9 protein-coding genes are annotated in these 12090 nt (G+C 55.6%); 5 read left to right on the top strand and 4 right to left on the bottom strand.

Annotated features, from left to right (window positions below; all coding sequences use genetic code 11):
* Positions 1-55 precede the first annotated feature (55 nt).
* From GO014_RS12190 to GO014_RS12210, 5 genes are read left to right on the top strand one after another with little or no spacing between them, the layout of a single operon-like run.
* Positions 56-1012: a DUF4007 family protein gene (locus GO014_RS12190; RefSeq protein ID WP_157290570.1), complete on the top strand. Its 957-nt coding sequence runs from the start codon at positions 56-58 to the stop codon at positions 1010-1012.
* On the top strand, positions 1012-4395 hold the full coding sequence (locus GO014_RS12195; protein WP_157290572.1) for a P-loop NTPase family protein: 3384 nt from the start codon (positions 1012-1014) through the stop codon (positions 4393-4395). Before GO014_RS12190 ends, GO014_RS12195 begins: the two co-directional genes overlap by 1 nt.
* Positions 4392-5228 carry a phosphoadenosine phosphosulfate reductase domain-containing protein gene (locus GO014_RS12200; protein WP_157290573.1) on the top strand — a complete coding sequence of 279 codons (837 nt, stop codon included), beginning with the start codon at positions 4392-4394 and terminating at the stop codon, positions 5226-5228. The genes GO014_RS12195 and GO014_RS12200 overlap by 4 nt, the downstream gene beginning before the upstream one ends.
* A gap of 34 nt (positions 5229-5262) precedes the next feature.
* Positions 5263-5790, top strand: a complete 528-nt coding sequence (locus GO014_RS12205; protein WP_157290575.1) for a hypothetical protein — start codon at positions 5263-5265, stop codon at positions 5788-5790.
* On the top strand, positions 5787-7046 hold the full coding sequence (locus GO014_RS12210; protein WP_157290577.1) for a DGQHR domain-containing protein: 1260 nt from the start codon (positions 5787-5789) through the stop codon (positions 7044-7046). Before GO014_RS12205 ends, GO014_RS12210 begins: the two co-directional genes overlap by 4 nt.
* Before the next feature lie 14 nt (positions 7047-7060).
* Here the strand turns inward: GO014_RS12210 and GO014_RS12215 are convergent, their stop codons facing one another.
* From GO014_RS12215 to GO014_RS12230, 4 genes are read right to left on the bottom strand one after another with little or no spacing between them, the layout of a single operon-like run.
* Positions 7061-9232 carry a DEAD/DEAH box helicase family protein gene (locus GO014_RS12215; RefSeq protein WP_157290578.1) on the bottom strand — a complete coding sequence of 724 codons (2172 nt, stop codon included), beginning with the start codon at positions 9230-9232 and terminating at the stop codon, positions 7061-7063.
* Positions 9233-9706 (bottom strand): DNA phosphorothioation-associated protein 4, encoded by a 474-nt coding sequence (locus GO014_RS12220; RefSeq protein WP_157290580.1) that lies wholly within the window; start codon positions 9704-9706, stop codon positions 9233-9235.
* Positions 9703-11727, bottom strand: coding sequence for an AAA family ATPase (locus GO014_RS18955; RefSeq protein ID WP_179952962.1), 2025 nt, complete (start codon positions 11725-11727; stop codon positions 9703-9705). The genes GO014_RS12220 and GO014_RS18955 overlap by 4 nt, the downstream gene beginning before the upstream one ends.
* Complete coding sequence (locus GO014_RS12230; protein ID WP_157290582.1) at positions 11717-11953, bottom strand: hypothetical protein; 237 nt, start codon at positions 11951-11953, stop codon at positions 11717-11719. Before GO014_RS12230 ends, GO014_RS18955 begins: the two co-directional genes overlap by 11 nt.
* Positions 11954-12090: the final 137 nt, after the last annotated feature.

Consider the following 12090-nt stretch of genomic DNA (forward strand, 5'->3'; position numbering starts at 1 on the left):
CCTATCATGGGAAAGGGGCTAGAGTCGAGCTGGACGGACGATCCAGCGAGGGGCAATGTCTAGGGGACCATTATTTGAGAACGGCTATAAGCCGCTTTTTTCCGGCCATGAAACTTTTCCGCTACGCTATGGATGGCTCAAGAAAGTATATGACGCAGTTGCGAGTCACGATGACGGCATCGCAAGTAAATCCATATTTTCTGATGATACTGCAATCGCGAGATTCGGAGTTGGGAAGAATATGGTCTCGTCCATGCGGTATTGGGCGGCGGCATGTGAAATTATCGAAGATATTCCCGGAAATCAGATTCGCATAAAAGCTCTTGGCCATAAACTCTTTGGAGCCTCCGGATTAGACCCATATATGGAATCGCCATCCACCTTGTGGATACTGCATTGGCGACTTTGCGGTCGGGCGGACAGAACGACCTGGTTTTGGGCGTTTAATCATTTCTCCCATTTGACCTTTGAGCGCGACGCCCTGAGTAAGGGTCTGCTGGCTATTGCCCATGAGAGGGGCTGGCCTCGGGTCTCTGCGGCGACAGTAAAGCGAGACGTTGAATGCTTCGTGCGAACATACGCCGCCAAAGCCGCTTCCGCTCAACTTTCCCATGAAGAAGCACTTGAGTCTCCGCTGACTGAGTTAGGCTTGATCCGTGCAACGGGCAAAAAGGACGGTTTTCGGTTTGTCCGAGGGGCAAAGTCTAGTCTGGGTGACGGGGTCTTTGCGTATGCTTTGATTGAGTTCTGGCAGCGATATTCGAAATCCAAGACCTTGTCGTTCGAAGCGATCGCTCATGGCCCGGGCTCCCCTGGGCGCGTTTTCGCCTTGGATGAAGGTGACCTCGCCGATCGCCTGTCAGAGATCGAAGATGCGACCGAAGGTCTTTTGCGCTGGTCGGAGACGGCCGGTTTGAAGCAGGTCATTCGGTCAGCAGACCTCAATGTCGAGGCAGCGCTTGGCCTCGTAGACGCTGACTTCCGTGTGCGCGAGCGAATGAAGGTGGCGTAATGAGCCTCATTGACAAGGTCTATATAGCCCCACGATTTCAGCGCGCCATTCGCATCGATGTTGACCTTGGGCAGCAGGAATCGCTCGACGGCTTCATGTGCCCGAAATCCTCTGTCGATGTTCTTTTGGCGATGGCGCGGCATGTCGCCGATACGAGGCAAGGCGCATTTACGTGGACCGGCCCCTACGGAAGCGGGAAGTCGAGTCTTGTTGTTGCCTTGAGCGCGTTGCTTGGCGCAGACAAGCCACTGCGCAATCTGGCGATGGCTTCGATTGGCGAAGCGGCCGCGAATGAAATTCGATCCGGTTTCGGTGCAACAAAAAGGGGATGGAAGGCCATCGCTGCGGTTGGGCGTCGTGACGATGCTTGCCGTGTTATCGGAGAAGGATTGGTATCGGCGGGGCTTGCGTCATCGCGCCGGAGGAAGCCGTGGGACGGCGTATCGATCATCGAAGCATTGACAGAAACCGCGGCCGACAAAACGCGCGGGGGCGTTATCCTCTTCATCGACGAAATGGGCAAGCTCCTCGAAGGGGCGGCCCAAGGCGAGAGTGATGTCTATTTGTTCCAGCAATTGGCCGAGGCCGCGTCCCGAAGCGGCGGCCGGCTGATTGTCGTGGGTGTCCTGCATCAAGCGTTTGAAGAGTACGCAAATCGCTTGTCGCGAGATTTCCGGGATGAATGGTCGAAAGTGCAAGGCCGATTTATTGATCTGGTCGTAAACGCGGCGGGCGAAGAGCAGATTGACCTTATCTCCCGTGCAATTGCGTCCGAAGCTACGCCGAAATCCTATGCAGGCCTTGCTGGCAGGATCGCCAAAGAAATTCAGACTCGTAAGGTGGGCACATCAGGCTTTCTCGATGCGGCGCTGGCCGAATGTTGGCCTCTCCATCCTATCGTCGCCGCGCTCCTTGGCCCAATCTCAAGGCGCCGATTCGGGCAGAATCAGCGCAGCATCTTCGGTTTCCTTAATTCAGCAGAGCCGAACGGCTTTCAGGATTTTCTCAAAAGCGCGAAAGACGGCGATTTATATTCACCGGACCGTCTGTGGGACTACCTTCAGCTTAATCTTGAGCCGTCCATACTTGCTTCGCCCGACGGCCATCGCTGGTCAATTGCTGTGGAGGCCATTGAGCGATGCGAGGCGATCGGCGGCGACGGAGCACAAATTCAGCTTCTCAAAGTGATATCGCTAGTCGACCTTTTTAAAGAGCGGTCAGGCTTGGTCGCAAGCGAAGAGTTGCTTACAGCGGCCTTTCCGAGCCTTTCTAATTCAGCTCTCCGTTCGATGCTGAAGCAGCTTAGGGACTGGTCGCTTATTGCCTACCGCAAGTTTCTTGGCGGCTACGCCGTATATGCCGGGAGTGACTTCGATATCGAAGCCGCGACCGAACGCGCGCTCGGGGACATTGAGAGTGTGGATTTCGAGCAGTTGCGGACGCTCGCGAGCCTTCAGCCGGTGATGGCAAAGCGTCACTATCACGAAACCGGCGCCCTACGCTGGTTCGATGTAGAGATCGCACCCCTCGCCGATGTCCTACAATATGCGGCTGAGTTCGAGCCGGGACCTAGCACAATCGGCCTTTTCCTGCTCGCGATCCCAACTTTTGGCGAAAGCGAAGATACCGCCAAGGAGCTATGCAAGCGAGCGGCACGCCGTTCAGGAAAGCATGACATCATCGTGGGGCTTTCATCGCGCTCATGGTCGATACACAACCTGTCGCGTGAACTGCTCGCTATTGAGCACGTCAGAAACGGACATGCCGAGTTACAGGGCGATCCTGTCGCGCGGCGCGAAATCAATGCCCGCATAGTCAGTCTGCAAGCGCAGCTTGAGCAGGAGCTTCAACGCGCTTTCGACGGCGCTCAATGGTTCCAGAAGCAGCACAGTCCCAAACAGCTCATGCAGGACGAGCTCAACGGCCTTGCTTCCGATCTTGCAGATAAGAGGTTCCCACTTAGCCCTGTGCTCAACAACGAACTTCTGAACCGCGTCAAACCTTCGACCAATGCGGTCGCCGGCCAGAACGCGCTGCTCCGTAGAATGGTCGATTTCGAAGGCCAGGAAAGGCTCGGGATCACCGGCTATCCGGCAGAAGGCGGCATGTTTGAATCAGTCCTCAGCGACTCAGGTCTTTACGCCAAGACAAAAGACGGATGGCGATTTGTGCAGCCGGACGCGAAATCGGATAAAGCGCGGCTTCGTCCGGTTTGGGACGCGACGTCCGAATTCCTGTTGGAGCGCGAGGAGCGTCCGGTCTCGCTTTCGGAGGTCTATGAACTGTGGCGCGGTGCGCCGTTCGGTATCAAAGACGGCATGATGCCTGTCTTGGCGGTATCCTACATTCTGTCCCGAAGAAACGATGTGGCGCTCTACCGGCAGGGCGTATTCCAGGCGCGCTTCACCGATCTTGATGTCGACTATCTAGCCAAAGACCCGCGCGACATTCAGCTGCGATGGATGAATCTGAGCGATGTCGCCCGCCGCCTGCTTTCCGGTCTCGCCAACATCGTACGCGACCTCGATCAATCAAATAGCCTTCAGAATCTTGAGCCCATAGATGTCGGTCGCGGCCTAATTTCGATCTACACAAGTTTGCCGCACTGGACGCAGCGGACAATGAGGCTGTCTGCGAACGCGATCAAAATCCGCGACGTCTTCAAGCGGGCTAGAGATCCAAACCAGTTTATTTTCAACGATCTTCCACAGCTCGCAGGTTCCGACCGCGATCTGGAAACAGAAGACGGTTTTCAGCGCATTATCGGCCGTGTCCGTGATGCCTTGGAGGAAATGGTGAGAGCATATCCGCAGATGCTGGAGCGCTTGGCAGACGTCACTCTTGCCGAATTGCAAGTTCCAAATAGCTCGTCTCAAGCGCTCGCGGACCTGCGCGCACGCGCTGAAAACATCAGGGATCTTGGCGGTGACTTCAATCTGAATGCTTTCGTTAATCGGATTTGTGAGTATCAGGGCAGCCTTACCGATATCGAAGGGTTGGCAGGCTTTGCCGTAAGCAAACCATCTAAAGATTGGATCGATAGCGATTTAGACAAAGCATCAATCAAGCTTGTCGAGTACGCCCAAAGCTTCAACAAGTCAGAAGCCTTCGCGCGCGTAAAGGGACGACCCGACAAACGTCATGCAATGGCTGTCGTCGTCGGTCTCGGCGGACGTCCAGCGCCGCTGCTTGATGAGTTCGATGTCACAGATGCCGATCTTGAAAACGTCCAAAAAGTGGTCAGTGAGCTGCGCAAGGTGCTGAACAAACAACAGACGGCGAAGCGTTCAGTGATACTTGCAGCGCTCGCCGAAATGTCGGCGGAAGTCATCAGTAGCAATAATCCGGACAAGACCAAACAAGAACAGGCGGCAGCTCGATGACGGCGTCAGAGCGGCATGTCCTCGGTCTTTCCGGTGGACGCGATAGTGCGGCGCTGGCCGTCTATATGCGCCACTACCACCCCGAGATCGACATCGAATATTTCTTCACGGACACGGGTAAGGAATTACCAGAGGTCTACGAGTTTCTTGGGCGGCTTGAAGGCGTGCTCGGCAAGCCGATCCAGAGACTCAATCCCGACAGAGACTTCGATTTCTGGCTGAAACAGTACAATTCCTTCCTGCCCTCAGCGCAAACGCGCTGGTGCACAAGGCAGCTCAAACTCCGGCCGTTCGAGGTCTGGATCAAGCCGATGCTTGCCGAGGGAACGAAGGTTTATTCCTATGTCGCCATCCGCAGCGATGAGGAATACCGCGAAGGCTATACCTCTAAGCACGAAAATCTCGTCGTGCGTCTGCCCTTTAAAGAAGCCGGTATCGACAAGGCGGGCGTACTCGAACTGCTGGATTCGTCAGGGCTCGGGCTGCCCAAATACTATAACTGGCGCACGCGCAGCGGCTGCACGTTCTGCTTCTTTCAGCAGAAGATCGAGTGGGTCAGATTGCGCGAACAGCATCCCGATGCCTTTGAGGAGGCCAAGCGGTACGAAAAGACCGCATTGAACGGCGGTTCCCCGTTCACCTGGAGCCAAGGCGAGTCGCTCGACGAGCTGGAGCGGCCCGAGCGTGTCGAGCAGATTAAGAAAGACCATGCCGAGCGTGTGCGTAGGTCGAAGGCGAAAGTCAGCGTCAATCCGCTACGACCTGATGACGAGCCGCTCGATATCGATGATCTTTACGGCCAGGCCAAAGCATGCCTTGCGTGCCATAAATAGTGAGAAGGTAAATAATTGAGTTCGGGGGGACTTCTTGAATACTGCGGCACTTGAGGATTTCGCCAGCGATGCGGTCAACGCGATAGCGAAATTCAACCTCAATTTCATATTGTCTACTGACCAGTTTGGCCGGACGGATTTTGTCATCGATCCCCTTCATTGGGAATCGATCGGCTACGCCGATGATGCCGCGATTGCCAACGTTCCCAATGATCGCCGCGGCCTTTATGCCTTTGCGATTTGCAAGACGAGCGCGGTACTCCCGCCCCACTGTTACGTCCTCTATATCGGCATCGCCGGCAAAGGGGGATCAACCCGTTCGCTTCGCGCCCGTTACAGGGACTATTTGAACACGAAAAAAGTTCTGAAGCGCGAGCGCATCGCGCGCATGATCGGGACTTGGCATCCGGTGTTGCGTTTCTACTTCGCGCCCGTCGACAACGCCGTGACATCCGCTCAACTTGAGGAGCTAGAGAAACAGCTTAACAGCACTCTTCTCCCGCCCTTTGCCGAGGGCGACCTGGAAGCCGGAATCAAACAGCAAAGGAGGGCTTTCAGATGACGCGGGTCAAGACCAAGGAAATCATACTTCCGGCATTGCGGGGCGTGATGGGCAATTGGGTCTATTACACTTGCCTGATGAGCATCGACGAGATTGCCCGGCGCGTCAGCTATGCCGACGAGATTCACAAGAACAAGAAGCTCTCCGACATGATCCAGCGTAGCCTCAAGGCGGCTCGCAGCGCGCAGATTGCCGACTACATCAAGACGCAGGAGGAGCGCTTCTTTAATTCGCTTGTCGTGGCTACGTATGGGGGGCAGCCGAATTGGAGCGGCATCGACCGACTCAGCAGCAAAAGCAAAAACGCCATCGCCGACAAACTGTCAGAGGAGACGTTGAACTCAGTCGGCTTCCTATCGCTCAGCGGCGAAGAAAAGCTCTTTGCGCTGGACGGACAGCACCGGCTTTCGGGCATCAAGAAGGCCGTAAAAGAAGGTCTGGAACAAGACCCACCCGACGACCTATCGGTCATATTTGTGGCCCACAAGACGACGCCGAAGGGCATGGAAAAGACCCGCAGGCTCTTCACCACGCTCAACAAGACGGCGAAGCCGGTTTCCAAAGGCGACATCATCGCGCTCGACGAGGACGATGTCATGGCGATCTGCGTAAGGCGTCTGATTGAGGAAAGCACGCTGTTTAACGGAGTGCGCGTGGCCTTCGTCGCCAGCAACAACATGCCGGTTCAGAACACGACAAGTCTTACCACGATAGGCAATCTGTACGACATACTGACCACCTTGTTCACCCGCGTTGAAACTGATCTTAAAGCCGAAAAAGCTGAACTTCAGCGTGCGCGGCCGGATGATAAGACCCTTGAAGCCTATTTTAAGCTCGCAAAGCAGTATTTTGAACTAATGGCCGCGAGTTTTACGCCGCTATCGGAGTTTTTTGCCGCTACTGACACCAATCCCGTCGTCAAAAAATACCGCGGCAGTCATGGCGGAAGCGCACTCTTCCGGCCGATCGGCCTGATAGTATTCACAGACATCGTTGCGCATCTTAGCAAAACGCGCACGCTGAAAAAATCCATCGAGCTGGCCGGAAAGTTGCCTCATATGCTGACGGCGGTGCCGTTTGAGGGGCTGATGTGGGATTCACCGAGCCAGCGCATCGACAACACCAACCGCGTCACTTTGCGCGAAGTCCTTCTTTATATGGTCGGCGATTCCAAATGGAAGGACGACACTGTCCTTGGCCGGTATCAGCGCGGCATCGGTGACGAGGACGCGGCGCTTCCTAAGAAGGTTGTGTGACCCCTGCTCCTCCGCTAGATCGCGTGTTCGAGGTCGTACTCTCTCAGGAAGGGCGCAAGGACTTCGTAAGCCTCCGCGCGGTTTTCCGACAGTGACGAAAACTCTGCCACCCTTCCCAGCTCCGATTTAATCAGGCGCTTGGCGTAATCGGAGTCGGTTTCGTAGTCGTGCGGAAGTACCACGACGAAATCGTGTATCGTCGCCATTTCCTTGCCTGGCGAGCGCCGCAGGATACGGCCGCGACGCTGCACGAACTGACGCGGATCACGCGAGCTAGCGAGGATGTAGGCGGTGTTACATGCGGGTACGTCGATACCTTCGTCAAGACAGCGGATCGCGACCATTGCATCGATGATACCAATCCGAAAATTTTCCAGAATGGAGTCCCGTTCCTTTCGAGATTCTCGCGAAGTGAAGCGCGAAACGTCCCAGCCGCGCTTATGCAAGAGTGAGCTGACCGCTTCGACTTGCCTTTGGCTGGAAACGGTGCTTTCGGTTTCAGAATCCTGGTCGGATTCCTCATCGGTTTCGACCGTGCCGTCGCCGCAATAGAATAGAGTGTGAGGATTGGGCTTCACACCTTCGAGCGCCTTGTCGAGCGCTGCCATCTTGTTGGCGGCCGAACCCACGAGCCGCGCGCGCCGCATCAGCAGCGCCGTCAGTTGGGGATTGGACGCCACGCCTTTAGTGCCGTCCTGCCGCGCCATGATCCGGCCGATTTGCTCAGAGAGGTCGACGAACTCGTCAGCCTCGCCCTTGGTGAGCTCGACGACGCGCGGATAATACATATAGGGCGTCAGAACCTTGTCGGTGATCGCCTGCTTGAGCGTGTAGCGGGAGACGATCTCACCGTAATATTCGGCAAGCCGTTCGTTGCGCTCTTCGTCGAGATAATGTTGTGGCGTTGCCGACAAGCCGATCCGGAAACGGGCATGCTCTGGCAGAAAGCCCTCATAGGCCTTTGAGGTATGGTGATGGCACTCGTCGCCAATCCACAGCAAGCGATTGCCGGCAATCTGCTTGAGGCACTCCTGGAACTCAGGGCTTTTGAGCGTACGGTTCACGACGACGATGGCTGCAAATTTCCTGCTGCCCATGACCAGCTCGTGGACGACGTTCCGCAGCTTCTCAACCCAGTTCGCGCGCGAGACATAGCAGCGCACCGGGTAGATGTTGAACGAGGAGAGAATATCGACCCACTGGTCGGCGAGGTTCTGGTAGGGCACCGCGATCACGCATGCCAGCCCGTCGATGCGCTCGGATAGCTTAACGATCGCATGAATGGAGGTGATCGTCTTGCCCGCACCGGTCGCGAGGTCGAAAGTTCCCTGAAAATCACCCTTGGCCTTCCACGCATCGAGCGCCTCGATCTGGTGCGGGAGCATCTTGAAAGGACGGCCGTTGATGGTCGCCGGCTCTTTAGGCTTGGAAGTCGTCGTACTCGTCGTGCCATGAATCTTGTCACGCACCCGCGCCGCGATCCCGGCCTCAATTTCGGGATCGGGCGTATAAGTCAGCGCCCTTGCGGTCGAGATCAGCTTTTCCCTGACGGCAGTCGGAATATCGATGACGGCGGTGGCGCGGCTTTCATTACGCCAGAGCCGATCGAAACTCTCGATATGCGGCCTATAGTAAGCCTCCAGCTCCGGCCGCCAGGTCGGAAACACATTGATCGACTCGTAGTTGAAGGTCGGCAGAAGCGCATGCGTGCTTTCATTGGCCGAGCCAGAGAAAACAAGTTTGTCGTCGGCCGTGTCGCCGATGATCCCGATCTTGTCGTGATACATGCCGCGCTCGCGCAGCGCGATTTTTACTTCAAGCCTTCCGTGCGCTACGAGCCAAGCCAACGTTTCAAAGCGGTTCTGAAAAAGCTCATCACTAACATTGGCTATGTGATCGAGAAGTTCAGAACCGATCTTTTCCGAAATCTCGCGCAGCCGGTGTCCTTCTCGCACCGCTTCGATGTCTTGGGCGTCGGAGAATGCGCCTAGGATCAGTCTTATCTGCCCGCCGTTGCGCACAAAAACCGAAAGCGCCTGTGCCGCATAGCTGATCGTGGACGCTGAAAAGTACCCGACGGCGCGGTCATAGCTGTTCGCAACCGAGAGCGCCGGGAGATAGAAGTCCTCTAAGATGTTGTCGAGATCGGACTTGTAAACTCCCTGATATTGCAGATCGCGCAGCATCTAGAAGTTGATCCCGTCGATGTCGGGTTCGGCCTCCTCGATATTGAGGTAGCCGCTTTTTTTCAGCAGCTCCAGAATGTCTCGGTCGGGATATTCACCGCCGCTGCGCAGCATGGCATCGCGAAGAACCTGAAGTCCGCCATTGGCGTACTCTTCGAAGATCTCCGCGCAACGGCCCTCCTCTCCGTCCTTGAGAATTTCAGGGTCCTTTGAATCGGCAAGCGCAATGAGGAAGATTAGGTCCTCCGCGTCCCTTCGCTCAAACTGTTGATAAGAAACGTCTTCAGTTCCCGCGCTGCGGTCGAGCGGAACCCGCCGCCCTTCAGAGTAGCCGAGCAAAGCTGCAAAACAGAGCAACTCTCGAATCGTCGGAAACAACGTTCGGTCCGTGCCGGGCAGCTTGGTCATGGCTAGCCGCTGCACCATGTCCTCGTGAATGCGGCTTCGGTGAATATTTGCTGCTCTGTTGCTCATGCCGCCGCCACCTTTACAATTTCGGTGCCGTCATAGGCTGAATCGAAGACGGCCGTACGGTATTCCTCGCCTTTGAAATACCGACTCTCGGGTTTGCGTTCGCCCGCAGCTGCCCGATTGTGCCGCACTAGTAAGTATTCTGCGCCGATATGCCCCTGAAGTGCTGACAGCACCTCTTCGGAGCCTTGTGAGCGCGATAGCAACAAGACAACTTGCCGCGACATCTTGGGGATGAACTCGGCGGTGGTCCGGCGGTAGGACTCGTCGAGTTGGCCGAACGGTGAATCAAGCACCAACGGGGCAATCGTGCCGGGCAGAAGCTTATAATCTTGCGCGTTCTGTCTGATTTTTGCGAACTCCACTAGCGCAGCGGTAAAGGCAAGTCCAAGGAGCTGGTTTTCGCCGCTGGATTTGGGCAAGGCCATACCGTCCGAGTTGACAAGGCTGATGCCGTAGTCATCAGACATGCGAAGGTTGAGCACTTTACGCGTTGTCGCTTCCAGAATTCGTCGAATGCCTGCCCTCAGCACTTTTTTCGCCTGTTCCTCTTCCTCAACGAGTTGAAGTTCCAGGGTTCCCTTTATCGATTCGCAAAGGTTACGACGCTTAGCGTAAATGGCAGTCTGTGTGTCCTGTCGCGCAAGATCGTTGATATCTCTATCAATCTGCGCGCGCTCGCGCTCTGCATTGCCGATGCCCGTTTGCAGCGCTCCGATTTTACGGTCGATGTCGGATAGTTCCTTTCGCAGCGTCTCCCGTCGCTCCTCGCGCGAGGCAATATCGTCGAAATTGATGCCCCTAAGCTTATCGTGGATTTCCCCGAGCTGAGCTTCAATGGTCGCATGCTCCTCGTTCGCGTCCGCGAGGCGCTCCTTGGCTTTGACTAGACGGTTCGGCGCTTTCGCGCGTTCCGATCTGAGCTCGTCAAGCCTCCCACGTACGCGCGTGACCCTGTCGCGCATGATTTGATTGGCTGCTTTTTCTAGAAGCTGCGCAACCCGTTTTGCGGCCTCGCTGCCGGGCGGCAAATGCGCGCCACAGATACAAGACTCAGCCTCTAAGACGTCCTTGACGAATTCCTCGTTGTAGGGTGAAGGGATGCGTCCACGGTGGGACTCGTCATTCAAGAAATCGAACGTTTCAGCGGTAATCTTCTTCGAGACGATAAAGCGACCGTTCTCGCCAAGCCATTTATAAACATCGTCTGAAGATTCCTTCTGACGCTTTTCGACGCGGCGCATTTGCTCGGTCAACCGTTCGCGGCTGCGCTGCAACTCCTTCGCCGCGGCCGTGTTGCGGAGCTTGTTGTCGATGTCGTTGATTTGCTCTTCCGTCAGCTGCCTTGATTTTTCGAGCCGTTCGATTTCGCTCTTGGCTGCATCGATCTGTGAGCCGAGTGCGTCGAGCCGGTTGTTTAGCTGCTCAATTTTCTGAGTGGCCGGCGTCGAGGGTATCTGCTTGCGAAACTGACTGGAGATCGCCTGCAAGTCATCAATGGCCGTTTCAATGAGAGAGCAGCCTAATATATCTCGTACCGCCCCTCGGATGGAGGAGCGATTCTTCTCTCCTAGGAAGACCTCAGCGTGCTCGCCGTCAAAGAGGAAATGCGCAGCCATTTCGCGCGGGATTACGGTATTGATGAATGTGTCCGGGGAAGGAACGTCCACCTGCCCCCCACGATCAAACCGCGCAACTACGAAGTTTCGGCCTTCCGCGTTGCCCGTACGGAAAAAGCGTTTGGCTATGTAGTGATTGTCGTTGTGTTCGAATAGCACCTCTACGGACGCGAGACTCCGCCCTTCCTTTTTAGCGTCATAATTGAGGATGTCCTCTCGCTTCTCAAAGCGGCTGGTGGTTTCTCCATAAAAGCACCACAGCAGTGCGTTGAGCAACGTCGTCTTGCCAACTCCATTCTCGGCATAAATCAACGTCACGTTCCGGTCTTTGTCGGTTGAGAATGCGATCTTGCATTCACCGTAAAAGCAGCGGAAATCTTGAAGCCTTATTTCATCAAGAATCATCGCTGCCGCCCATCATTTGAGTATGTCTCTCGATGATGTCCTTGAGCTTTCGCTGTCTTTCAGTTTTCACATTTCGCTTTTCAAAGAAATAAGACCGTTGCAGTTCGATGATCTCTTTTATGATGGGCTCGTGCTTCCCCTGAGCTTCGCTTTCCTGCATTACACCCCCCTTCAACTCGACCTGAAGATTGCAGACGATACCAAAAAACGCAACTTTTTTGGCCATGTCCTGGATTATGAAAAGACATGATTTCCAAAGGGTTGCTCTTGCGCCCTACGTACCCCTGCTTCGTCCGGAGCCGTCCGTCGCCCTCACAATGGGCGGGGCGGCGGCGATCCGGACAGCAGGCCGGCCTGCTTTGT

This window comes from Devosia marina, from assembly GCF_009758415.1.
Taxonomy (GTDB): domain Bacteria; phylum Pseudomonadota; class Alphaproteobacteria; order Rhizobiales; family Devosiaceae; genus Devosia; species Devosia marina.